The organism is Burkholderia sp. S-53 (assembly GCF_025560745.1).
In the GTDB taxonomy this organism is placed as follows: Bacteria; Pseudomonadota; Gammaproteobacteria; order Burkholderiales; family Burkholderiaceae; genus Burkholderia; species Burkholderia pyrrocinia.
The window spans coordinates 1,170,073-1,194,036 of the sequence record NZ_CP090483.1; the positions used below are offsets into that span (position 1 = coordinate 1,170,073).

23 protein-coding genes, 4 tRNA genes and 1 pseudogene are annotated in these 23,964 nt (G+C 64.1%); 25 read left to right on the top strand and 3 right to left on the bottom strand.

All coding sequences use genetic code 11. The annotated features are described in order from the left end of the window. The first annotated feature begins 26 nt into the window (after positions 1 to 26). The 13 genes from rpoE to nagZ all read left to right on the top strand — a co-directional run bounded on the left by rpoE (position 27) and on the right by nagZ (position 12,519). Positions 27 to 626 (top strand): RNA polymerase sigma factor RpoE, encoded by a 600-nt coding sequence (gene rpoE, locus LXM88_RS10540; RefSeq protein WP_034183098.1) that lies wholly within the window; start codon positions 27 to 29, stop codon positions 624 to 626. Between the two features lie 86 nt (positions 627 to 712). Beyond that, positions 713 to 1,330, top strand: coding sequence for a sigma-E factor negative regulatory protein (locus LXM88_RS10545; protein WP_262542823.1), 618 nt, complete (start codon positions 713 to 715; stop codon positions 1,328 to 1,330). A gap of 5 nt (positions 1,331 to 1,335) precedes the next feature. Further along, positions 1,336 to 2,388 (top strand): MucB/RseB C-terminal domain-containing protein, encoded by a 1,053-nt coding sequence (locus tag LXM88_RS10550; protein ID WP_262541944.1) that lies wholly within the window; start codon positions 1,336 to 1,338, stop codon positions 2,386 to 2,388. 16 nt (positions 2,389 to 2,404) lie between these two features. Beyond that, positions 2,405 to 3,904, top strand: a complete 1,500-nt coding sequence (locus LXM88_RS10555) for a DegQ family serine endoprotease (protein ID WP_262541945.1) — start codon at positions 2,405 to 2,407, stop codon at positions 3,902 to 3,904. 7 nt (positions 3,905 to 3,911) lie between these two features. After that, on the top strand, positions 3,912 to 4,148 hold the full coding sequence (locus tag LXM88_RS10560; protein WP_262541947.1) for a glutaredoxin family protein: 237 nt from the start codon (positions 3,912 to 3,914) through the stop codon (positions 4,146 to 4,148). A gap of 200 nt (positions 4,149 to 4,348) precedes the next feature. Continuing rightward, entirely contained in the window at positions 4,349 to 6,142 is a 1,794-nt protein-coding gene (lepA, locus tag LXM88_RS10565; RefSeq protein ID WP_262541949.1) for a translation elongation factor 4, read from the top strand. Positions 6,143 to 6,158: 16 nt separating this feature from the next. After that, positions 6,159 to 7,052, top strand: coding sequence for a signal peptidase I (gene lepB, locus LXM88_RS10570; RefSeq protein ID WP_262541952.1), 894 nt, complete (start codon positions 6,159 to 6,161; stop codon positions 7,050 to 7,052). A gap of 153 nt (positions 7,053 to 7,205) precedes the next feature. Next, positions 7,206 to 8,435 (top strand): ribonuclease III, encoded by a 1,230-nt coding sequence (gene rnc / locus LXM88_RS10575; protein WP_262541955.1) that lies wholly within the window; start codon positions 7,206 to 7,208, stop codon positions 8,433 to 8,435. 60 nt (positions 8,436 to 8,495) lie between these two features. Further along, positions 8,496 to 9,395, top strand: coding sequence for a GTPase Era (era, locus tag LXM88_RS10580; RefSeq protein ID WP_262541957.1), 900 nt, complete (start codon positions 8,496 to 8,498; stop codon positions 9,393 to 9,395). Continuing rightward, a complete protein-coding gene (recO, locus tag LXM88_RS10585) occupies positions 9,382 to 10,218 on the top strand; it encodes a DNA repair protein RecO (protein WP_262541960.1) in 837 nt (278 codons plus the stop codon). Before era ends, recO begins: the two co-directional genes overlap by 14 nt. After that, complete coding sequence (pdxJ, locus tag LXM88_RS10590) at positions 10,215 to 10,979, top strand: pyridoxine 5'-phosphate synthase (protein WP_262541962.1); 765 nt, start codon at positions 10,215 to 10,217, stop codon at positions 10,977 to 10,979. The genes recO and pdxJ overlap by 4 nt, the downstream gene beginning before the upstream one ends. Before the next feature lie 72 nt (positions 10,980 to 11,051). After that, positions 11,052 to 11,474 carry a holo-ACP synthase gene (acpS, locus tag LXM88_RS10595; RefSeq protein WP_262541965.1) on the top strand — a complete coding sequence of 141 codons (423 nt, stop codon included), beginning with the start codon at positions 11,052 to 11,054 and terminating at the stop codon, positions 11,472 to 11,474. Positions 11,475 to 11,490: 16 nt separating this feature from the next. Beyond that, on the top strand, positions 11,491 to 12,519 hold the full coding sequence (gene nagZ / locus LXM88_RS10600) for a beta-N-acetylhexosaminidase (protein WP_262541967.1): 1,029 nt from the start codon (positions 11,491 to 11,493) through the stop codon (positions 12,517 to 12,519). A 189-nt stretch (positions 12,520 to 12,708) separates the two neighbouring features. Here the strand turns inward: nagZ and LXM88_RS10605 are convergent, their stop codons facing one another. The 3 genes from LXM88_RS10605 to earP all read right to left on the bottom strand — a co-directional run bounded on the left by LXM88_RS10605 (position 12,709) and on the right by earP (position 16,240). Next, positions 12,709 to 14,094, bottom strand: coding sequence for a sigma-54-dependent transcriptional regulator (locus tag LXM88_RS10605; protein WP_262541969.1), 1,386 nt, complete (start codon positions 14,092 to 14,094; stop codon positions 12,709 to 12,711). 268 nt (positions 14,095 to 14,362) lie between these two features. Continuing rightward, entirely contained in the window at positions 14,363 to 14,920 is a 558-nt protein-coding gene (gene efp / locus LXM88_RS10610; protein WP_047900193.1) for an elongation factor P, read from the bottom strand. Between the two features lie 126 nt (positions 14,921 to 15,046). Further along, on the bottom strand, positions 15,047 to 16,240 hold the full coding sequence (gene earP, locus LXM88_RS10615; protein ID WP_262541973.1) for an elongation factor P maturation arginine rhamnosyltransferase EarP: 1,194 nt from the start codon (positions 16,238 to 16,240) through the stop codon (positions 15,047 to 15,049). A gap of 76 nt (positions 16,241 to 16,316) precedes the next feature. Between earP and uvrC the strand changes: the two genes are divergently transcribed. The 12 genes and pseudogenes from uvrC (at position 16,317) to LXM88_RS10675 (ending at position 23,876) form a co-directional block, all read left to right on the top strand. Beyond that, positions 16,317 to 18,359, top strand: coding sequence for an excinuclease ABC subunit UvrC (gene uvrC, locus LXM88_RS10620; RefSeq protein WP_262541975.1), 2,043 nt, complete (start codon positions 16,317 to 16,319; stop codon positions 18,357 to 18,359). A gap of 98 nt (positions 18,360 to 18,457) precedes the next feature. Then, entirely contained in the window at positions 18,458 to 19,045 is a 588-nt protein-coding gene (pgsA, locus tag LXM88_RS10625) for a CDP-diacylglycerol--glycerol-3-phosphate 3-phosphatidyltransferase (protein WP_006482193.1), read from the top strand. 142 nt (positions 19,046 to 19,187) lie between these two features. Continuing rightward, positions 19,188 to 19,263, top strand: a tRNA-Gly gene (locus LXM88_RS10630). A 52-nt stretch (positions 19,264 to 19,315) separates the two neighbouring features. Further along, positions 19,316 to 19,391, top strand: a tRNA-Gly gene (locus LXM88_RS10635). Positions 19,392 to 19,442: 51 nt separating this feature from the next. Then, positions 19,443 to 19,518: transfer RNA gene (locus LXM88_RS10640), tRNA-Gly, on the top strand. Positions 19,519 to 19,619: 101 nt separating this feature from the next. Further along, positions 19,620 to 19,693: transfer RNA gene (locus LXM88_RS10645), tRNA-Cys, on the top strand. 373 nt (positions 19,694 to 20,066) lie between these two features. Beyond that, on the top strand, positions 20,067 to 20,504 hold the full coding sequence (locus LXM88_RS37260) for a hypothetical protein (protein WP_412524133.1): 438 nt from the start codon (positions 20,067 to 20,069) through the stop codon (positions 20,502 to 20,504). 96 nt (positions 20,505 to 20,600) lie between these two features. Next, positions 20,601 to 20,787, top strand: a pseudogene (locus LXM88_RS10655) (MarR family transcriptional regulator); the annotation flags it as partial. Between the two features lie 189 nt (positions 20,788 to 20,976). Further along, positions 20,977 to 21,405: a phage terminase large subunit family protein gene (locus LXM88_RS10660; RefSeq protein ID WP_318654686.1), complete on the top strand. Its 429-nt coding sequence runs from the start codon at positions 20,977 to 20,979 to the stop codon at positions 21,403 to 21,405. Between the two features lie 189 nt (positions 21,406 to 21,594). Beyond that, positions 21,595 to 21,795, top strand: coding sequence for a hypothetical protein (locus tag LXM88_RS10665; RefSeq protein WP_262541988.1), 201 nt, complete (start codon positions 21,595 to 21,597; stop codon positions 21,793 to 21,795). A gap of 111 nt (positions 21,796 to 21,906) precedes the next feature. Then, complete coding sequence (locus LXM88_RS10670) at positions 21,907 to 22,533, top strand: inclusion body family protein (RefSeq protein WP_262541991.1); 627 nt, start codon at positions 21,907 to 21,909, stop codon at positions 22,531 to 22,533. A gap of 413 nt (positions 22,534 to 22,946) precedes the next feature. Continuing rightward, positions 22,947 to 23,876 carry a hypothetical protein gene (locus LXM88_RS10675; RefSeq protein ID WP_262541994.1) on the top strand — a complete coding sequence of 310 codons (930 nt, stop codon included), beginning with the start codon at positions 22,947 to 22,949 and terminating at the stop codon, positions 23,874 to 23,876. The last annotated feature ends 88 nt before the right edge of the window (positions 23,877 to 23,964 follow it).

Consider the following 23,964-nt stretch of genomic DNA (forward strand, 5'->3'; position numbering starts at 1 on the left):
GCATCCCTAGTTAATGGATTCGTCAGGTGAGTGAAAAAGAAATTGATCAGGTTCTGGTCGAGCGCGTACAGAAGGGCGACAAGGCAGCGTTCGAACTCCTGGTCTCCAAATACCACCGCAAGATCATTCGGCTGATCTCGCGCCTCGTGCGGGATCCCGCCGAGGTCGAGGATGTGGCCCAGGACGCGTTCATCAAGGCGTATCGTGCGCTGCCGCAATTTCGCGGCGAGTCCGCGTTCTACACGTGGTTGTACCGGATTGCCGTCAATACGGCGAAGAACTACCTTGCGACGCAGGGTCGCCGCGCACCGACCTCGACCGAGGCCGATGCCGAGGAAGCGGAAACTTTCTCCGACGCAGACCAACTAAGGGATATCAACACGCCTGAGTCGATGTTGATGAGCAAGCAGATTGCCGAGACGGTCAACGCTGCAATGGCCGCCTTGCCCGAAGAACTGCGCCAGGCGATTACGCTGCGCGAGATCGAGGGCCTGAGCTACGAAGAGATCGCGGAAATGATGGGCTGTCCGATCGGGACGGTCCGGTCGCGGATCTTCCGCGCTCGCGAGGCAATCGCTGCCAAATTGCGTCCGCTGCTCGATACGCCCGAAGGCAAGCGCTGGTAAGCGCGACAGGCGGAGCGACGCGGGTCGGGGTCTAGTTACGGATAGAGTCGTGAAGTCACGACGGGGTGTGCAAGATGGGGAGCATCATGGGGTCGGTCAATACGCAGTCGCAGGCGTGCTCGCGCGGCGAGCGCCTTTCCGCGCTGGTCGACGGCGAAATGTTCGATGGCCCGGATCACGGGCAGTTTCTGGCTGAGCTCGACCGCGCGGATCGCGCTGCGTGGGCCCACTACCACCTGATCGGCGATGCGCTGCGCTCGGACGAGCTCGCGCTGTCGCCCGCGCTGAGCGTCGCGTTCACCGCGCGCATGTCGGCCGCGCTCGAGAGCGAGCCGCACCTGCTCGCGCCGGCGGCCGCGCCGGTCGCGCGCAGGCTGCTGTCGCTGCGCCGGCGCGTCGTGCCCGCGTTCGCGGTGGCGGCCGCGGCGGCCACGCTGACGTGGATCGTCGTGCCGCAACTGCAGACGGCCGGTACGCCGGGCGCCGTCCAGGTCGCGTCGGTCGGTGCGCCGCAAGGCGGCGACCTGCAGCGCGTGACGGTCGCGCAGGCGTCGGCCCAGCCGGGCCTGCAGGACGTCAACATCATTCGCGACGCCAGCCTCGACCAATACCTTGAAGCGCACCAGCAATTCGCGCAGCAGCCCGTCGTCACGGGTTCGATGCCGCTGATCCGCGCTGCCGTGACCACCACGCCAGGCCAATAAACCCGATGCGGACATTGCAGTTGAATCACGCCATCTCCGGATGGAAGCGGCTGCCGGCCCTCCTGCTTTGCGCAGCCGCCCTGTTGTCCGTTCAATCCCTTCCTGCCAGCGCCCAGCAACCGGACGATCCCGTCGCGACCCGCAAGGGCGCCGCGGACTGGCTCGACCGTGTCCAGCAGGCGGCGCAGCAGCAGAGCTACGAGGGCACGTTCGTCTACCAGCGCGGCGGGTATGTCCAGTCGTCGCGCATCGCGCACGTCGCGTCCCGCGACGGCGAGTTCGAGCGGATCGAGACACTCGACGGCAAGCCGCGCAAACTGCTGCGGCATAACGACGAGCTGTACACGTTCGTGCCCGAGCGCAAGCTGTGCGTGGTCGAGCGCCGTCAGACGCGCGACTCGTTCCCCGCGCTGCTCGGCGCGAGCGGCGAACACGTGATGTCCGTCTACGACGCGAAGTCGCTCGGCAAGGACCGCGTGGCCGGGATCGACGCGCAGGTCGTCGAGCTCGTGCCGAAGGATGCCTACCGCTTCACGTACAAGCTTTGGGCCGACGCGCGCACCGGGCTGCTGCTGCGCTCGCAGACGCTCGATGCGAACGATCACGTGCTCGAACAGATTGCGTTCTCGCAATTGCAGGCGGGCGGTGGGAGCGGCGACAAGGCCGCGATCGCGGCCGGCATGCGCAACCTGAGCGGCTGGACCGTCGTGCGTCCCCCGGTCGCGACGGTCGACATGGAAGCGCAGGGCTGGCAGCTCGCGCCGAGCGTCGCCGGCTTCCAGAAGATCCGCGAAGTGCGCCGGCCGATGGCAGCGCGCGATGCGGGCGATCCGCCGATTCCGGTCGATCAGGCCGTCTTCACCGACGGTCTCGCGACGATCTCCGTTTTCATCGAACCGGCCGACAAGAACACGCGCAAGGAAGGCGCGGGCAGCACCGGTGCGACGCACGTTCTCGTGAAGCGTCGCGGCGACTACTGGATCACCGTGCTCGGCGAAGTGCCGCCGGCTACGTTGCAGCAGTTCGCGTCTGCCATAGAATACAAGGCTTCCAAGTAACGCTACGGCTTCCGACATGATGAAACTCACGCTGCGCAAATGGCTCGCGGCGGCGGCGCTGTCTGCCTGCCTGCCGCTCGTGCCTCATACCGCGGTTGCGGTGACGGCTCCCGCTGCCAGCCTGCCTGACTTCGCCGATCTGGTCGAAAAGGTCGGGCCGGCCGTCGTGAACATCCGGACGACCGCCAACGTGCCGACGAGCAGCGGCCCGCGCGGGATGCTCCCGCCGGGCTTCGACAACGGCGACATGTCGGAATTCTTCCGGCGCTTCTTCGGCATTCCGCTGCCGCAGGCGCCCGGCAACGGCGGCGGCAATGGCGGCGGCAACCCGAAGAATGCGCAGCCGGACAATCCGCCCGACACCGAGCAGAACCGCGGTGTCGGCTCGGGCTTCATCGTGTCGGCCGACGGTTACGTGATGACCAATGCGCACGTCGTCGACGATGCGGACACCATTTACGTGACGCTGACCGACAAGCGTGAATTCAAGGCCAAGCTGATCGGCGTCGACGATCGCACGGACGTCGCGGTCGTCAAGATCCAGGCGTCGAACCTGCCGGTCGTCGCGATCGGCGACTCGAACAAGGTGCGCGTCGGCGAGTGGGTCGTCGCGATCGGTTCGCCGTTCGGCCTCGACAACACGGTGACGGCCGGCATCGTCAGCTCGAAGAGCCGCAACACGGGCGACTATCTGCCGTTCATCCAGACCGACGTCGCCGTGAACCCCGGCAACTCGGGCGGCCCGCTGATCAACATGCAGGGCGAGGTGATCGGCATCAACTCGCAGATCTACAGCCGTACCGGCGGCTTCATGGGCATCTCGTTCGCGATTCCGATCGACGAGGCGATGCGCGTGGCCGACCAGCTGAAGGCGACGGGCAAGGTCACGCGCGGCCGGATCGCGGTGGCGATCGGCGAGGTGACGAAGGACGTGGCCGACTCGATCGGGCTGCCGAAGGCCGAAGGCGCGCTCGTCAGCAGCGTCGAGCCGGGCGGCCCGGCCGACAAGGCGGGCATCCAGCCGGGCGACATCATCCTGAAGTTCAACGGCCGTCCGGTCGATACGGCGTCGGATTTGCCGCGCATGGTCGGCGACACGAAGCCCGGCGCGAAGGCGACCGTCAGCGTGTGGCGCAAGGGTCAGGCGCGCGATCTGCCGATCACGATCGCGGAGACGCCGGCCGAGTCGACGGCCAAGGCCGAACAGCGCAAGAACGCGCCGCAGAAGCCGCGTCAGACCAATTCGCTCGGCCTGACGGTCAGCGACCTGACGGCGGATCAGTTGAAGACGCTGAAGCTGAAGAACGGCGTGCAGATCGACGCTGTCGACGGCCCGGCCTCCCGTGCGGGCCTGCAACGCGGCGACATCGTGCTGCGCGTCGGCGATACCGACATCACGAGCGCGAAGCAGTTCGCCGACGTGACCGCGCAGCTCGATCCGCAGAAGGCGGTCGCGGTCCTCGTGCGGCGCGGCGACAACACGCAGTTCGTGCCCGTGCGGCCGCGCCAGAAGTAACGCGCCGATGTTCACGCTCTACGGCCGCGGCTGGTGCCACCTGTGCGACGACATGCGCGACGCACTGGCGCCGGTGGCGGCCGAGTACGGGGTCGCGGTCGACTATGTCGACATCGACACCGATGCGGCGCTCGTCGCCCGCTACGACGAAGATGTGCCGGTGCTGCTGCTGGACGGCGCGGAGGTGTGCCGCCACCGGTTCGACGACGCGAGGGTGCGCGACGCACTCGCGGCCCGGTGCTGAGCGTGGCCGGGCGCCGGCCAGCGTCGCTGCGCACCGGACTGGGCCCGGCAGGCGCCTCCGGCCGGGCGCCGCGCGGCCCGGCGTCCGAAATACCGCCCGGCTGAAGGCCTTTTCGGCTAAAATAAGCCGTTTTTTCACCGACTTACACAAGGCGTGCTCCGCAGTCGTCGAGCGCGCCTTTTTCGCTTGATCGGCACTGAATGGATCATATTCGCAATTTCTCGATCATCGCGCACATCGACCATGGCAAGTCGACGCTCGCGGATCGCATCATCCAGGTATGCGGCGGCCTCGCCGACCGTGAAATGGAAGCGCAGGTGCTCGATTCGATGGATATCGAGCGCGAGCGCGGCATCACGATCAAGGCGCAGACGGCTGCACTGTCCTATCGCGCGCGCGACGGCCAGGTCTACAACCTGAACCTGATCGACACGCCGGGGCACGTCGACTTCTCGTACGAGGTCAGCCGTTCGCTGTCCGCGTGCGAAGGCGCGCTGCTGGTCGTCGACGCGAGCCAGGGCGTCGAGGCGCAGACGGTCGCGAACTGCTACACGGCGATCGAGCTCGGCGTCGAGGTCGTGCCGGTGCTGAACAAGATCGACCTGCCGGCCGCGAACCCCGAGAACGCGATCGAGGAGATCGAGGACGTGATCGGCATCGATGCGACCGACGCGACGCGCTGCAGCGCGAAGACGGGCCTCGGCGTCGAAGACGTGCTCGAAGCGCTGATCGCGAAGGTGCCGCCGCCGAAGGGCGATCCCGACGCGCCGCTGCAGGCGCTCATCATCGATTCGTGGTTCGACAACTACGTCGGCGTCGTGATGCTGGTGCGCATCGTCAACGGTACGCTGCGCCCGAAGGACAAGATCAAGATGATGGCGACCGGCGCGCAGTATCCGGTCGAGCACATCGGCGTGTTCACGCCGAAGTCGCGCAATCTCGATTCGCTGTCGGCGGGGCAGGTGGGCTTCATCATCGCCGGCATCAAGGAACTGACGGCCGCGAAGGTCGGCGATACCGTCACGCACGTGGCCAAGCAGGCGACGGAAGCGCTGCCTGGCTTCAAGGAAGTGAAGCCGCAGGTGTTCGCCGGGCTCTATCCGGTGGAAGCGAACCAGTACGACGCGCTGCGCGAATCGCTCGAGAAGCTGAAGCTCAACGACGCGTCGCTGCAGTACGAGCCGGAAGTGTCGCAGGCGCTCGGCTTCGGGTTCCGGTGCGGCTTCCTGGGTCTCCTGCATATGGAGATCGTGCAGGAGCGGCTGGAGCGCGAATTCGACATGGACCTCATTACCACGGCGCCGACCGTGGTCTACGAGGTCCAGATGAGCGACGGCTCGATCGTGATGGTCGAGAATCCCGCGAAGATGCCGGAACCGCCGAAGATCGAGGAGATCCGCGAGCCGATCGTCACGGTGAATCTCTACATGCCGCAGGACTACGTCGGCTCGGTGATCACGCTGTGCACGCAGAAGCGCGGCTCGCAGATCAACATGCAGTATCACGGCCGCCAGGTTCAGCTGACCTACGAAATCCCGATGGCCGAGATCGTGCTCGATTTCTTCGACCGCCTGAAGTCGGTGTCGCGCGGCTACGCGTCGATGGACTACGAGTTCAAGGAGTACCGGTCGGCGGACGTCGTGAAGGTCGACATGCTGATCAACGGCGACAAGGTCGACGCGCTGTCGGTGATCGTCCACCGGTCGCAATCGCAGTATCGCGGCCGCGAAGTGGCGGCGAAGATGCGCGAGATCATTCCGCGCCAGATGTACGACGTGGCGATCCAGGCCACGATCGGTGCGCACATCATCGCCCGCGAGAACATCAAGGCGCTGCGCAAGAACGTGCTGGCGAAGTGCTATGGCGGCGACATCACGCGCAAGAAGAAGCTGCTCGAAAAGCAGAAGGCCGGCAAGAAACGCATGAAGCAGGTGGGTTCGGTCGAGATCCCGCAGGAAGCATTCCTTGCGATCTTGCGCGTCGAAGACAAATAACAGGACTGTTCCTTTTATGAATTTTGCGCTGATTCTTTTTGTGCTCGTCGTCGTGACGGGCGTAGCGTGGATGCTGGACAAACTGGTGTTCCTGCCGCGGCGACGCTTGGCGGCCGACTCGGCGATCGAGGAGTTCGATCGCCAGCAGTCGCGCATCGACAAGCGCTTCGCGGACGAAAACGCCGTGCAGACGCGTTCGAAGCTGCGCGACGAGAAGCTGCGCCAGCCGTGGTGGCTCGAGTACACCGCGAGCTTCTTCCCGGTGATCCTGGCGGTGTTCGTCGTGCGTTCGTTCGTCATCGAGCCGTTCAAGATTCCGTCGGGTTCGATGGTGCCGACGCTGCTCGTCGGCGATTTCATCCTCGTCAACAAGTTCGAATACGGGCTGCGCCTGCCGGTCACGAACACGAAGATCACGCAGGGCAGCCCGCTGTCGCGCGGCGACGTCGTCGTGTTCCGTTATCCGAAGGACGAGTCGGTCGACTACATCAAGCGCGTGATCGGCCTGCCGGGCGACACGGTCGCGTACCAGGACAAGCAACTCACGATCAACGGCCAGCCGGTGCCCGAAGCGCCGCTGCCCGATTTCTTCGACGACGAGCGCCAGAACTACGCGAAGCAGTTCGAGGAGACGATCGGCAACCGGAAGAACGCGATCCTCAACAATCCCGCGGTGCCGCCGTTCGTGATGGGCGCATACGACTATCCGTATCGCGACAACTGCACGTACAACAGCCGCGGTGTGATCTGCAAGGTGCCGCCCGGTCACTACTTCATGATGGGCGACAACCGCGACAACAGCGCCGACAGCCGCTACTGGGGCTTCGTGCCGGACCAGAACATCGTCGGGCGCGCGTTCTTCATCTGGATGAACTTCAGCGACCTGAAGCGCATCGGTTCCTTCAACTGATCGCATTCGACTTACACGCAATACGCGACGCACGGGCCGCGTCGCGTATTGCCGAACTACTTTAAGAACCGGCGGTAACACCGCCTCGTCACGCCTTTTCGTGTCCGGCCGTGCCGTTTCGGCCCGACCGGCGCGCGCGTTATACTCCTGCACATGCCCCTATCCCAGTTGGAAAGCCGGCTGCGCTACGAATTTCGCAATGCGGAATTGTTGCGCCAGGCTTTGACCCATCGCAGTCACAGTGCCACGCACAACGAACGGCTCGAGTTTCTCGGCGACTCCGTTCTGAATTGCGCGGTGGCCGCCCTTTTGTTCCAGCGTTTCAGCAAGCTGGACGAAGGCGATCTGTCGCGCGTACGCGCCAACCTCGTCAAGCAGCAGTCGCTGTACGAGATTGCTCAGGCCCTGAATATTTCGGACGGACTGCGGCTGGGCGAGGGCGAGTTGCGCAGCGGCGGTTTCCGCCGCCCGTCGATCCTCGCGGACGCGTTCGAAGCCATCATCGGGGCCGTGTTCCTCGATGGCGGCTTCGAAGCCGCCCAAGGGGTCATCAAGCGCCTCTACATCCCGATTCTCGACCACATCGATCCGCGCACCCTCGGCAAGGATGCGAAGACGCTGCTGCAGGAATACCTGCAGGGGCACAAGATCGCGTTGCCGACCTACACGGTCGTCGCGACGCATGGTGCGGCGCACAATCAGCAATTCGAAGTCGAATGCACGGTGCCGAAGCTGGACGTGAAGGTTTCGGGTTCCGGTGCGAGCCGCCGCGCGGCCGAGCAGGCCGCGGCGAAGAAGGCGCTCGACGAGGTGATGGCGGCCGCGCCGATGCTGGCCGCGAAGCCGAAGCGCTCGAAAAACGCGCGCGGGTCGAAGCATGTCGAACCCGAAATCGTGCCGGGCGTGAAGGGCGTGCAGGAAGCGCTCGACCTGCGCTCGCCGGAGCGGAAGGAACGTGCGGCGGCGCGCGAGGCCAAGGCGGCCGGTGCGGCGCCCGCGGCAACTGCTGCGCCCGGCGCCGGCGCGGAGCCGGCTGCGGCGCCGATGGCCGCGATTCGCGCGGCGCATGTCGAGACGGCTGCCGACAAGGGCGAACGGACGGTGAAGCCGGCGACCGACAAGGTTGCCGAAAAGCCGGCCGAGCGCACCGACAAAGTTGCGGAAAAGCCCGCGGAAGCCGCACCACCGCGTGCAGCCGACAAGGCGGCCGGCCAGGCAGCCGATCCGGCATCATCGTCCGCCGACAAGCTTCCCGCCGGTTCCGACCCCGCTTCGCGCGCAGCCGTGCGCTCACGCGATGCCGCGACGCCCGATTCCGATCCGACGCCGGGCGGTGCGAGCCTCGCTGCCACGCAGGCGCGCGTGGCCGATGCCGACCACTGAATTGCCCATCGATCGTGCCGCGCGCCGCGCGGCCGTTTCCGAACCTGTCTCCCAAACGATATGAACACTCCCGCTCCTACCGGTTTCCGTTGCGGCATGATCGCGATCGTGGGCCGCCCGAACGTCGGCAAGTCGACGTTGATGAACGCACTTGTCGGCCAGAAGATCAGCATCACGTCGCGCAAGGCGCAGACGACCCGCCACCGCATCACCGGCATCAACACGTTCGACGACGCGCAGTTCGTGTTCGTCGACACGCCGGGCTTCCAGACCCGTCACAGCACCGCGCTGAACCGTTCGCTGAACCGCGCGGTCACGTCGACGCTGACGTCGGTCGACGTGATCCTGTTCGTGATCGAAGCGGGCCGCTTCGGGCCCGACGACCAGAAGGTGCTCGACCTGATTCCGCCCGGGATGCCGACGCTGCTGATCACGAACAAGGTCGATCGTGTGACCGACAAGGCGACGCTGTACCCGTTCATGCAGAAGATGAGCACGCTGCGCGAATTCGCCGAGCTCGTGCCGCTGTCGGCGCAGCAGCCGGAAGACATCAAGCGCCTGCTGGAGACGATCAAGCCGTACCTGCCGGAAGGCGAGCCGATCTACGGCGAGGATGAGCTCACCGATCGCAGCTCGCGCTTCCTCGCGGCCGAGATCCTGCGCGAGAAGGTGTTCCGCTGGACCGGCGACGAACTGCCGTACACGAGCACCGTCATCATCGACAAGTTCGAGGAGGAGGGGCGCCTGAAGCGCATCTTCGCGACGATCCTCGTCGAACGCGACATGCACAAGGCGATGGTGATCGGCAAGAAAGGCGAGAAGCTCAAGCAGATCAGCACCGAGGCGCGGCTGGACATGGAGAAGCTGTTCGACGGCCCCGTGTACCTCGAGACCTTCGTGAAGGTAAAGAGCGGCTGGGCCGACAACGAGGCGGGGCTGCGCGCCTATGGGTACGAATGACGCGCTGACGTCGACTGAAGACGCGGTGACGGCCGGCGCGAACGACGCGCCGCTGCCGGCACCGCCCGAACCGCCGCGCAAGGCGCGGCGCGCGACGTCTCGCACGTCCGATTTCCGCGTCGCCGAGCAGCCGGCGTTCGTGCTGCACAGCTATCCGTACCGGGAAACGAGCCTGATCGTCGACGTGCTGACGCGCGATCATGGCCGGCTCGCGCTCGTCGCGAAGGGGGCGAAGCGCCCGCACTCCGCGCTGCGCGGCGTGCTGCAGACCTTCCAGCCGCTGCTGCTGTCCTGGTCGGGCAAATCCGAGGTGCGCACGCTGACGGGCGCCGAGTGGGTCGGCGGGATGCTGCCGCTCGGCGGCGACGGGCTGCTGTGCGGCTTCTACGCGAACGAGCTGCTCGTCAAATTCTGCGCGCGCGAGGATCCCCAGCCGCCGCTGTTCAATCATTACGTGCTGACCCTCACGCGCCTCGCGCACGGCGAGCCCGCGGTGCAGGTACTGCGCTCGTTCGAGCGCGTGCTGCTGCGCGAGACCGGCTATGCGATGGCGTTGAACCGCACGGTCGCGCGTCGTGCGGTCGAGCCCGACGGCCGGTACGTGTTCGATCCCGAGCGCGGCGTGCGCAATGCGGACGACGACGTACCGTCGCACTGGCCGGTCATCGCCGGACAGACGTTGCTCGACATGGAGCAGGACGATTACCATCGAGCCCAGACGGTTGCGCAAAGCAAGACGCTGATGCGCTTCCTGCTGAACACCTATCTCGGCGGTACGCCGCTTGCCACGCGCCAGATCCTGATCGACCTGCAAAACCTATGAGCTTCTTCCTGACAACGCCCACCGCCATCGACCTCGGCGTGAACATCGACCACGTCGCGACGCTGCGCAATGCGCGCGGCACGACCTATCCCGATCCGATCCGCGCGGCGCTTGCCGCCGAAGAGGCCGGCGCGGACGCGATCACGCTGCACCTGCGCGAGGATCGCCGCCACATCGTCGACGCGGACGTGCGCAAGCTGCGCCCGCTGCTGAAGACGCGCATGAACCTCGAGTGCGCGGTGACGGCCGAGATGCTCGATATCGCGTGCGAAGTGCGTCCGCACGACGCGTGCCTGGTGCCCGAGAAGCGCGAGGAGCTGACGACCGAAGGCGGCCTCGATGTCGCCGGCCACTTCGAGGCCGTGCGTGCGGCGTGCAAGCAGCTTGCCGACGTGGGCGTGCGCGTGTCGCTGTTCATCGACCCGGACGAAACGCAGATCCGCGCCGCGCACGAAGCGGGCGCGCCGGTGATCGAGCTGCATACGGGCCGCTACGCCGAGGCGCACGACGAAGCCGAGCAGCAGCGCGAATACGAGCGCATCGTCGCGGGCGTGCAGGCTGGCGCGAAGCTCGGCCTGAAGGTCAACGCGGGTCACGGCCTGCATTACACGAACGTGCAGCAGATCGCCGCGATCGACGGCATCGTCGAGCTGAACATCGGCCACGCGATCGTCGCGCACGCGATTTTCGCCGGCTGGGACAACGCGGTTCGCGAGATGAAGGCGATCATGGTCGCCGCACTGCATGGCGGCGCACGCTGAAGATGAAATTGCATCGCGCCGCGCGCGTCGTTTGCCACCCGGCCCTGCCGGGGCACTCCGGCGCGTACTGACATGGCGATCTACGGCATCGGTACCGACATTGCCCAGGTGAGCCGCATCGCGGCCGTGCTCGAGCGCACCGGCGGCCGGTTTGCCGAGAAGGTGCTGGGCCCCGACGAACTGCGCGTATTCCATGCGCGCCGCGCACGCTCGGAGGCGCGCGGCATCGCGTTTCTCGCGACGCGTTTTTCCGCGAAGGAAGCGTTCTCGAAGGCGATCGGGCTCGGCATGCACTGGCCGATGACGTGGCGTGCATTGCAGACCCTCAACCACCCGAGCGGCGAGCCGTATGTGGTCGCGTCGGGCGAGCTGGCCGACTGGCTTGCCGCGCGCGGCATCACGGCACGCGTGACGGTCAGCGACGAACGCGACTATGCGGTGTCGTTCGTGATCGCCGAGACGGACGCCGCACCTGTTTCCCGAACCTCCTCCTGACGGAATTCCCGATTCGATGAAAACGACTCCCGGCCCGGTCATGCTCGACGTCGTCGGCACGGCCCTGACGCGCGACGATGCGCGGCGCCTCGCGCATCCGAACACCGGCGGCGTGATCCTGTTCGCGCGGCACTTCCAGAATCGCGCGCAGCTGACCGCGCTGACCGACTCGATCCGCGCGGTGCGCGAAGACATCCTGATCGCCGTCGATCACGAAGGCGGGCGCGTGCAGCGGTTCCGCACCGACGGCTTCACGGTGCTGCCCGCGATGCGCCGCCTCGGCGAGCTGTGGGATCGCGACGTGCTGCTCGCGACGAAGGTTGCGACCGCCGTCGGCTACGTCCTGGCCGCCGAGCTGCGCGCGTGCGGGATCGACATGAGCTTCACGCCCGTGCTCGATCTCGACTACGGGCACTCGAAAGTGATCGGCGATCGCGCATTCCATCGCGATCCGCGCGTCGTCACGCTGCTCGCGAAGAGCCTGAACCACGGGCTGTCGCTTGCCGGCATGGCGAACTGCGGCAAGCATTTTCCGGGGCACGGCTTCGCGGAGGCCGATTCGCACGTCGCGTTGCCGACCGACGATCGCACGCTCGACGCGATCCTCAAGCAGGACGTCGCGCCGTACGACTGGCTCGGCTTGTCGCTGTCCGCGGTGATTCCCGCGCACGTGATCTACACGCAGGTCGACAAGCGGCCGGCCGGTTTCTCGCGCCTGTGGCTGCAGGACATCCTGCGCGGCCGGCTCGGCTTCACGGGCGCGATCTTCAGCGACGACCTGTCGATGGAGGCCGCTCGCGAGGGCGGCACGCTCACGCAGGCGGCCGAAGCCGCGCTCGCCGCCGGGTGCGACATGGTGCTCGTCTGCAACCAGCCGGACGCGGCCGAGGTCGTGCTGAACGGGCTGAAGGCGCAGGCATCGGCCGAGTCGGCGCGGCGCCTCAAGCGGATGCGCGCGCGCGGCAAGGCGCTCAAGTGGGACAAGCTGATCGTGCAGCCCGAGTATCTGCAGGCGCAGGCGTTGTTGAGCAGCGCACTGGCGTAAGCGGGGAGGGGGCGCGGAACCGCGCCATTCCGGTCGCTGAAACAAAAAGCCGCGCTGTTGCGCGGCTTTTTGCATGGGGTACGGCAGGCGTGAGCGGGACTGCGGCGGAAATCGGGCAGGCCGGCGTGGCAACCTTGCAGCGCAACTAACGGTCAAACCCTGCCAGCGCCCGCATGCAGCACCGCGCGCTCAGTTCACCTTCATCCGCTGCAGCTTGTTGTACAGCGTCTTCGGGCTGATGCCGAGCAGCGTCGCCGCGCGGTGGCGCGTGCCGCCGACCGCGTCGAGCGTCGCGCGGATCAGCAGATCCTCGACGTCGGCCAGCGGCGTGCCGACCTTGATCTGCACGCTGCTGCCGTTCAGCGCGGCGCCGGCGGCGAAGCTGGTCTCGCCCGCGCGCAGCGTCTCGATGAAATCGCCCGAGGCGTCGTACGCGAAACGCACGCGCTCCTGCAACTCGCGCACATTGCCGGGCCATTCGTACGACACGCATTCGCGCACGAAGCCCGGCGCCGCGCGCTTGTCGGTCGTGCTGCGGCCGGTTGCGCGCGCTTCGCGGTTCAGTTCGTCGATCAGCGCGTCCGCGATCGCGAGTGCGTCGCCGTCGCGCTCGCGCAGCGGCGGCATCGTGATCGATGCCGCGTCGAGCCGCAGCCACAGATCCTCGCGCAGCGCGCCGTTCGCGACCGCTTCGCGCGCCGGGCGGCGCGTGGTCGCGATCAGCCGGAAATCGCTCGTGATCGCGCTCGTGCCGCCGATCCGCATGAAATTCTGCGAATCGAGCGCATGCAGCAGCGCTTCCTGCAGCACGAGCGGCAGCGCGGTGATCTCGTCGAGGAACAGCGTGCCGCCGCCCGCCTGTTCGAACAGGCCCGATTCGCGGCGCTCGGCACCGTCGAACGCGCCGCGCTCATGGCCGAACAGCACGCTGTCGAGCGATGCGCCGTGCCGGCCGGCATGCGCGATCGTCCGGCAGTCGAACGACACGAACGGCCCTTTGCGGCGCCGGCTCAGTTCGTGCAGCGTGCGCGCGGCCAGCTTCTTGCCGGTGCCGGCTTCGCCCGCGAACAGCACGGCCGTTTCGGTGCGCGCGTTGTGCTCGATCATGTCGTACACGTGCTGCATCGCGTCGCTGCGGCCGACCAGCGCACCGAAGCGGCCGAGATGGCGCAGCGATGCGCGCAACGACTGCACTTCGTCGATCAGTTCGTACGGGCGGGGGATCCGCGCGAGCAGGCTGCGCAGGCGCGGAATGTTGATCGGCTTCAGCAGGTAGTCCCAAATACCGTGACGCAGGCCCTCGATTGCGCTTTCGACCGTCGCGTTGCCCGTCAGCACGATGACGGGCAGCGAGCCGTTCGGCTGCTGCTGCGGCAGGTGCTGGAGCAGGTCGAACCCGCTGCCGTCCGGCAGGTTCAGGTCGACCAGGACGACATCGGGAATCGAGCGGCCGAGCGCCGTGCGCGCTTCGGCGAGCGACGTGGCCGTGTCGACCGAGAAGCCGTCTGCGGCGAGCAGCGCGGTGAGGCCGGAGAGACTGTTGGGATCGTCTTCGACAATCAGGGCGTGTGGCATGGTGGACGCGAGTCGAGTCAAGAGAGGCGAGCTGTCGGCCCTTGGGGCCGCGGCCGCATGTCAGATTAAAAACTGATTTTATGCCCCGCCGAACGCGTAACGCTCATTATTTCTCCAGCGCTATAAAACAGTTACCGATGATACAAATTGAATATCTTTAGCGGTGGATTTTGTGCTTGATATGGCACTGGTTTGCGGCCGCTGTTGGCGACAGGCAAACAAAAAGCGCCCCGGAGGGCGCTTTGTTCGATGCGGGTAACGCTGGCGATTACGCGCGGCTGCGGTATTCGTTCGTACGCGTATCGATTTCGATCTTGTCGCCGGTGTTGCAGAACAGCGGAACCTGCAGTTCGAAGCCCGTTGCGAGCTTCGCGTTCTTCAGCACCTTGCCCGACGACGTGTCGCCCTTGACGGCCGGTTCCGTGTAGGTGATCTCGCGAACGAGGACCGTCGGCAGGTCGACCGAGATCGCCTTCTCGTTGTAGAACACGACTTCGCACGCCATGCCGTCTTCGAGGTAGTTCAGCGCTTCGCCCATCATTTCGGCTTCGACTTCGTACTGGTTGTAGTCGGCGTCCATGAACACGTACATCGGATCGGCGAAGTACGAATACGTCACTTCCTTGCGGTCGAGCACGACGACGTCGAACTTGTCGTCTGCCTTGTAGACCGATTCCTGGCCTGCGTTGGTCAGCAGGTTCTTCATCTTCATCTTGACGACGGCGGAATTACGGCCCGACTTGTTGTATTCCGCCTTGGCGATGACCCAAGCATCGCTGCCGATCTGCACGACGTTGCCTACGCGGAGTTCCTGTGCGGTCTTCATAAAAACTGTCCTGATCAAATCAAATAAATAGGTGCCTGAGCGTTGCGCAACGGCTGACGGCGCAAGCGGCGCGTTCCGGTGGACGCCAAAAGCGAGCGCTTGCCTGGTCAGCCGTCGGATAACCGCTTATTTTAACTGAGATTTTGCGTATTCCGCCAGCTTTCCAGCGAGATCGCCGACCGCCGCGAGAGAGTCGGCCCAGCGGGCCGCGTTGGCGTCCAGTGCGGCACGGTGTTGCCAGAAATCGGCCCAGTCGGGCGTGCCGGCGCCGTTCCACGCATGCCAGAAACGCCCGAGCGCCGCGCGCGGCGCGTCGGCGAGGCCGGCCGACAGGTGCGCGAGCGCGGCGTCGAGTTTCGGCAGGTGCACGTCGTCGGCCTGCGGGTAGATGTGCCACACGAATGGCTTGCGTGCCCACTGCGCACGGACGAACGAATCCTCGCCGCGCACGAAATTGATGTCGGCCACCCACAGCAGCGGGTCGTAGTCGGCCTGCGGAACGAACGCGAGCCCGTGAGCGACCAGGTTGCCGCTGCTCGCATGCGCGCCCGCGCCGAACGACTCGACCCCGAAAAAGCGCGCGACGGCAGGCGACACGCGGCCGGCCGGCACGAGCGCGACGACCGGCGACGGGCCGTCGCGCCACTGCGCGAGCAGCGCATCGACGGCCGGATTCTCGTAGGCGAACAGGCTGACGACCGTCGTGCCGGGCGCCGGCGGTGCACCGCCGGTCGCGCGCTGCCACCACGCGGCGCGCGCGGCCGCGTCGGTTTCGAACGCGGTGCGGCGCGCATCGAGGTCGTGTTCCTTCAGGACGCCGCCCGTGCCGGCCGACAGGCCCGGGAAGAAGAACGTCTTCAGCAGCGGGTAGCGCGGATGCGGCGACGGCCGCAAATGGAAATCGGCGACCCAGTCCTCGGCGCTCAGGTATTCGAGGTTGATCCACACCGGGCGCCGCGCGCGGCGCGCCATCGCGGCGAGATACACGCCGGGCAGCTCGCATGCGAATGCCTCGATCACGACATCGGCGATCTCCAGCGCGTCGCCGACCTCCGCGTGCCAGTGCTCGATCACGATGCCGTCGACCGTCTGCCGTCCCGCGTCGGGATCGACCCCCGGCAGCAGGCGCGCGAACGTGCGCAGGTCGTCGACGAACAGGCGAACCTGCCAGCCATGTTCGTGTGCGAGCTGGCGCGCGACGCGCCAGCACACGCCGATGTCGCCGAAATTGTCGATCACCGTGCAGAAGAGGTCGCAGGCGATTGGTTCGCCCGGCGCGAGCGGCGCAGCGGATTGGGGGACAGCGGTGGTGCGTGGCATCGAAGCGGGCCGGTGAATGCTCTAAACTGGCGATTCTAATAGACCCGTTCCGCGTTACAAGGCGCCCGGATCACGCATGACATCCCCAGAAGCCTCCGATACTCCGTTCGAACCGAAGAAGATCCTTGCGCAGTTGCCGCACATGCCGGGTGTCTATCGCTATTACGACACGGCGGGCGCCGTCCTCTACGTCGGCAAGGCGCGCGATCTGAAGAAGCGCGTGTCGAGCTACTTCACGAAGACGCAACTGTCGCCGCGCATCGCGATGATGGTCACGCGCATCGCGCGCATCGAGACGACCGTCACGCGCTCGGAAGCCGAGGCGCTGCTGCTCGAGAACAACCTGATCAAGGCGCTCGCGCCGCGCTACAACATCCTGTTTCGCGACGACAAGTCGTATCCGTACCTGAAGCTCACCGCGCACCGTTTTCCGCGGATGGCCTACTACCGCGGCTCGGTCGACAAGCAGAACCAGTATTTCGGGCCGTTCCCGAGTGCGTGGGCCGTGCGCGAGAGCATCCAGATCCTGCAGCGCGTGTTCCAGTTGCGGACCTGCGAGGATTCGGTCTTCAACAACCGCACGCGGCCGTGCCTGCTGCACCAGATCGGGCGCTGCACGGCGCCGTGCGTCGGCGCGATCTCCGGCGAGGATTACGCGGTCGACGTGTCGAACGCCGCGCGCTTCCTGCTCGGCCGGCAGTCCGAAGTGATGAATGAGCTCGAGCAGAAGATGCACGCGTTCGCGGCCGAACTGAAATTCGAGCAGGCGGCGGCCGTGCGCAACCAGATGAGCTCGCTCGCGACGGTGCTGCACCAGCAGGCGATCGAGGTCGGCGGCGACAGCGATGTCGACATCCTGGCGGTCATCGCGCAGGGCGGGCGCGTGTGCGTGAACCTCGCGATGGTGCGCGGCGGCCGGCATCTCGGCGACAAGGCGTATTTCCCGACGCACGTCGAAAGCGCGCTGACGCTCGCCGAGGGCGGTCTCGGCGACGAGGCCGAGGCGGCGGAAATTGCCGACGCGACCGACGCGACTGACGGTGTGCTGTCCGGCCAGCCCGCGGAAGAAGGCGGCAGCGCGCGCGGCGATGCGGTGGCGTCGGTCGAGGCCGAGGTGCTCGACGCGTTCATCTCGCAGCACTATCTCGGCAATCGTGTGCCGCCGGTGCTCGTCGTGAGTCATGCGCCCGCGAGCCGCGACCTGCTCGAGCTGCTGTCCGAGCAGGCCGGCCACAAGGTGTCGCTGGTGCGGCAGCCGCAGGGGCAGCGGCGCGCGTGGCTGTCGATGGCCGAGCAGAACGCGCAGATCGCGCTTGCACGGCTGCTGTCCGAGCAGGGCTCGCAGCAGGCGCGTACGCGCGCGCTCGCGGAGACGCTCAGCTACGAATGCGACGATCTCGCGACGCTGCGGATCGAATGCTTCGACATCAGCCATACGATGGGCGAGGCGACCCAGGCGTCGTGCGTCGTCTATCACCATCACAAGATGCAGTCGGGCGAGTACCGTCGCTACAACATCACCGGCATCACGCCGGGCGACGATTACGCGGCGATGCGGCAGGTGCTTACGCGCCGCTACGAGAAGATGGTCGAGCAGGCCGCGCAGGCGGCCGCCGCCGACGATGCGGCGGGCATCGACGGCGAGTCGACGCGCCAGGCCGAGGCGTCGAACCTGCTGCCGAACCTCGTGCTGATCGACGGCGGCAAGGGTCAGGTCGAAATCGCGCGCCAGGTGTTCACCGAGCTTGGCCTCGACACGTCGATGCTGGTCGGCGTCGCGAAAGGCGAGGGGCGCAAGGTCGGCCTCGAGACACTCGTGTTCGCGGACGGCCGCACGCCGCTCGAACTCGGCAAGGAGAGCGCCGCGCTGATGCTCGTCGCGCAGATCCGCGACGAGGCACACCGCTTCGCGATCACCGGCATGCGCGCGAAGCGGGCGAAGGCGCGCCAGACGTCGCGGCTCGAGGAGCTCGAAGGCGTCGGCGCGAAGCGCCGGCAGCGGCTGCTCGCGCGCTTCGGCGGGTTGCGCGGCGTCGTTGCCGCGAGCGTCGAGGAACTCGCGAGCGTCGAGGGCATTTCGCACGCGCTTGCCGAGCAGATCTACAAGCAGCTTCACTGACGCGCCCGTGCGGCCGGCTGCCTTGCCCGCGTTTTCGCGTTCTTGTGGCAGGCCGGTCGACACGGCACAATTGCGAATCCTTTACTGTCCCGGATGCCATGCCGTTCAATTTCCCGATTTTCCTGACGTGGGTGCGGATCGTGCTGATTCCGCTCGTCGTCGGCGTGTTCTATCTGCCGGACACGGTGATGGGCGGCGCGCACCGCAATCTCGCGGCGGCGGCGATCTTCATCCTCGCCGCGCTGACCGACTGGTTCGACGGGTTTCTCGCACGCAAGTGGAACCAGACGTCGTCGTTCGGCGCATTTCTCGATCCGGTGGCGGACAAGCTGATGGTGACGGCCGCGCTGCTGATCCTCGTGCAGATTTCACGCGTCGACGCGGCGATCGCGCTCGTGATCGTCGGCCGTGAGATCGCGATCTCGGCGCTGCGCGAGTGGATGGCGCAGATCGGCGCATCGAAGAGCGTCGCGGTGAACCAGCTCGGCAAGTTCAAGACCGCGTGCCAGATGGTCGCGATCCCGATGCTGCTGTTCTACGGGCCGCTGCCGCTCGGCATCGTGACGATCGACACGCGCGTGTGGGGCGAGTGGCTGATGTATCTTGCGGCGGTGCTGACGATCTGGTCGATGCTGTACTACATGAAGCTTGCGTGGCCGCAAATTCGTGAGCGCGGCGGCGCGTGACCTGTGCCACGCGTTCGGTGGCGCAGGTTTTTGGAAAAAGGGCAGGAAAAGCCCTTGACACACGAATGTGCCTTCGACATAATCTCGCTTCTCCGCTGCACGGCGAAGTAAGTGCGACGGAGAAGCAGTAGCGCAGCAATACGCGGGAGTAGCTCAGTTGGTAGAGCGCAACCTTGCCAAGGTTGAGGTCGCGAGTTCGAGACTCGTCTCCCGCTCCAGATTTTTCTGGCAGCGTATTGATCGGCGAAGCGCTGCAGATGCAGGACAAATGCGGGAGTAGCTCAGTTGGTAGAGCGCAACCTTGCCAAGGTTGAGGTCGCGAGTTCGAGACTCGTCTCCCGCTCCAGGATTTTTCGGCAGCGTGTTGGTCGGCAAAGCGCTGCACATGCAGGACAATGCGGGAGTAGCTCAGTTGGTAGAGCGCAACCTTGCCAAGGTTGAGGTCGCGAGTTCGAGACTCGTCTCCCGCTCCAAGTAATGGGGAAGCCAAGCTTCCCTTTTTATTTGATGGACTTACGGTCCTCGAATAAAAAATCTGTCGCTTGCCTTCACGGCATCCGGACAGTCCGCTTTTGGCGCGATAGCAAAGCGGTTATGCAGCGGCCTGCAAAGCCGTTTAGGCCGGTTCGACTCCGGCTCGCGCCTCCAGGTAGGAAGAGAAAAAGCCCCGCTTCGGCGGGGCTTTTCTTTTTCTGTCTTGCTTTCATCATTGTAAGAAAATCGCCTAGAGTGGCACAAAGTCGCCTCTAACCACTCAAGAAACACACGAGACCACGCCTAAGTCGGCTCTTTGGCCGTGCAGGCGAGTTCGCGGCAGCGCATGGCAACCACGCGATTACGACCCTCCGTAACGCGGGAGTACATCATCCGACGTTCGAGTTCCTTTCAAAGCCACTTTCCCTGACGTTCCAGTCCGAAGAGGAGGGCGATGCGTACGTTGCTCACATCGAGCAGTTGCCAGGTGCCGGCATCGTACCTGCGGAAGTCGTCCAGCAGCGGGGAATGATCTCGACAACGTTGGATGCAATTCGCGAGTATCTGCGTGCGGCGCATCCGGACGTACGCATTCTCGTATGTGCTGACGACGGCTGGAGGACCGAGCAGCGCACTCGCCTTTGCGAACGGTCTCGATCGGTTGCTTATCCGGATCAAGGCCGGGCCGCAGGCGACGCCTGCGATGGTTCGACGGGCGTCGCTGCTGTTGGCGCAGATGATCCGCACGCCGGGGCGCTTTACGGGCATCACACGAGACGAGCGCCGTGATCAGCGGGCGGGGCATGCGGTCGAGCGCGCGACCGTCGACATTGTCGAGCGGTTCGCGATTCGCTTGCTGGATGAGTGGGTGAACGATCAGTGCGTCGAATGCGGCGCGCGGGGTCGCGCGTTGTGTACGCGTTGCGATGCCGGTCGCGGAACCATGCAGCGTGTGCGCGGGCACCACGAAGGTAGGCATGTCTGAGGTGCATATACCGTTCTTCGGCGGCCGTAACGGCCCGCCGGTATTTCGTGAATATGAACCGTGCGGTAACTGCGGCGGTATGGGGCGCATTGCTGCGTCGCTGAGCGCGCGATGACCGAACGTGTCGATCGCGAGATCAAGCTGCCGACGTTGGCGGAAAAGAAAAGGGCAGCTCGTCGACGCGGCGCAGCTCGAACAGGCGTACGGCCTCACGGTCGGCGCATTTCAAACGGAACTGTTGGTGCTGCCGGACAAGCTGGCGCCGGAGCTGTACGCGCAATACGGCGCCGCGCGGCTTCCTGACGTTCATCATGTCGAACGCGCCTGACGATGTGAAGTCGACGCCGGCTCCGGTCGTTGCGGTCGAGGAGCCGGACGGACGCGAACACGAACGTGCGCGAACAAGGCGACTCGATCATGCTGCTGGCGGAGCGGAACAACAGCTATTCGGGCCGGCGACGCAAGATGATCTTTGGGTGGTACGCCGACCGTCGACGGCCTGTCTCGCATCCAGCAGGCGTACGCGGCTTCGGATCGGCGCGTCCATGTGGTGCCCCGTGCCCCGTGCCCCGATTGCGACGAGGAGCATGAGCTGGCGTGGGAGAACGTCACCTGGAGCGAGGACGCCGATGTTGTGCACGAAGTCTACGGCCGCGCGCGACCGGAATCAGCCCGATACACCTGCCCACGTTGCGGCTCGTTGTGGACGACGTCATGCGCATTCGTGCGGTACGTCGCGGACGATAGGTCGCGACGGCGACGTTTCACGGCGTCGCAGGGTTTCGAATCAATGAGCTGGTATCGCCTTTCCCCGGCTCGAACATGGCCGACCCGGGAAGAAGTGGCTCACGGCCAACAACGCTGCGCGACGGCGGCGATACGAAGATGCGGTCGTTTGTGAACAGCTCGCAAGGGCGGCAGCGCGGGTTCGTGGTGCCGACGCGGCTGAAAGCGCCGGCCTACGAATCTGCGCGCACAGCCGGAGGGCGCGAAGTCGTGGCGTGTATTCGATGCCGCCGGGGCAAGCGCTCGCCAGTACACGGCGGCTGAACATGACCACGCGGCGCACACTTTCACCTGCATGTACACGGTGGCGCTGTTCGTCGTAATCGGGTTTGAGTGCTACCTGGCGATCGGCGAAATAAAAATTCCCGACGTCGTGAAAAGTATGTCCGGTGCCCTGATCGTGACGGTGATCGGATCGAAAGAGTGCTTCTTCGGGGCGTCGTCGCGGGCGGACACGCAAGCAGACCGAATCATCCCGGAAGGAACCTCTCCGTTTCGTGAATGATGTGCAATTTCGTTATCCGATTTGTTAGCAATCTGTGCGGTTCAACCCGGATTGAGGCGAGTTTGTGTAATTGAATGTAATGGATCGGGTATGTATGGAGGTGTACTTTGGGTGGGTGCGCACTTTCATATTCAGTTTAAACCCATAAAGGGGGTTGAGATGGCGACAATTGACACGGAAATCGTTTTTGATGTGAGTGCAATTTTAAACGCTTATGTTTATAAGCAAAGTTCTCCTGTTCGATCCACGGCGGAAAATCCGATTCCCATTTGGCATCAAGACATTTACATGGTGGCTCCGAGTATCTATCTTCAGGATCGTGATTCGCAAGCTACGGCGGATTTGAATATTAGGGCGACCATCGGCGATCAGATTCGATGGGCTGGAATTACGTTTTCCAGTGATATTAAATATTGTGCTGTTATTTACGATATTTTTTTGACTGATCGAGGGCCTCGGAAAAATGAGTGGGTTACATCGAAGCCTACGCCCAAGGTCGCAACTCCCAATATTCCGGTGCCGGACGTAAATCCGAAGGTCATGGTAAATGGGGCGCCTGTGATAGACCCTCTTAAATTTACTCCGCGACTTGCTTATGAATATTATTTGTCGTGTGATGTTTTGAGTCCTGGTGAGGAGCATTATTCGATAAGGTTTTATATTACCGAGCAAGTTTATGATGGAAAGTTGAATGTGATTGGGTATTTTCAATGGGATCCGGTCATTACTGTTAATTGATGTCTCGATTTTGTGCGGCGATGGTTTTTATCTTTTATTGATTTCTACAATTCTGCCTTGCATGCTGCGGATGTGCGCGGCCAAGGGGGATTTGTAGCGCTATCTGTTATTGGGGAAATATCATGTCGACGGAATTTTCGCGAGAAGAGAGCGGTCGTTCGGATCTGTGGGTCTCTAACACGACGGGATGGAGTAGTATTGGGGGGTATTGTGCCTTTGATCAAAACGGGCCGAATTTGACTGCGCCAATTTATTACAATAACGGGAGCGCCTCTATCTACGTCTTTGCACGGGATTCGTCGAGTACGTTGAGCGTGTGCCCGATTGACCAGAGCGCGACGCCAGGGTCATGGACCTCTCTCAAGCGGCCGCTTCAATCGAGTCCGGCTGTCGCTGCGGCCCCAAACCGGACCATGGATTCGGCCACGGGCTGGCTTGGCGTGCTTTGCGTGGAAGCATTTAACGATATCCGGATTAGTTATATCAATCCGGGTGCAACGATCTCGATTTCTAAAACTGTCCAAATCACTGGTGGTTTGGAGAGTGGTACCCGCTTTCGTGGTCAGGTAAAGCTGGTGCTGAATGAGGAAGGTTTTTTTGAGGCATTCGCGCTTGATGAAAAAGGGCGGATGTGGCATGCGACCGAAACTCAATTTGGTTTTTGGAAGGGTGGGTGGGATAGTTCTCCGATCGGAACGGGTTTTGAAACTAAAGTGTCCGAGTTTAAGGTTATTTCGATTGGGGGTGGTCAGGGCCCCTACCAAGTTGTAGCGCTTAAGGCGGATGGTAATGTTTATCAAGCGACGCAGACGGCGGTCGGCAAATATGACGCGTTTGTTGTTGCTGGAGCTTTCTCGCATATAGGAAAGCAGCCGAAATTTTCCGGTAGTCCGGCTGCGATTTTTGATCCTGCAAATAGTGGCGCAGTTTACGCGGCATATAACACAAGCCCGTCATCTGGTGTTAATGATTTGTATTATTGTGCGTATACGGCAACTGGGGGGAGTGGAATTGGCAGTGCATCCGGATATTGGCAGCCGGAGGAGTCAACATATCCGGATTATGCTCCGGCTGCCGGGGACTCCATTGTGTTGACTGCAACTATGGATAACGATACTCAATTGTTTTGGATGAACGGTAGCGGGCAGGTTTACTCGGTTTCTCGCAAGATTAATAATGGCACTAATTATTGGCCTGCTGGAATCCCTGATCTGGTGGGGCAAGCAAAATCAAGCTTTACGGGGGCGATTGCATCGGCTGTTAACGGTCCGAATGTGGGCTTGTTCCAATCATCTCCAGATGGCGGGATCTGGTTCATCAATTATCTGCCATCAGACAACTAGCTCAAGTGGTGGCAGTAGTCGGGCAGGCTAGTGGCGCACGCTCATCATCTTCAGTTGGATGATGCGGCGCAGTCGGTGCGATGGCGGT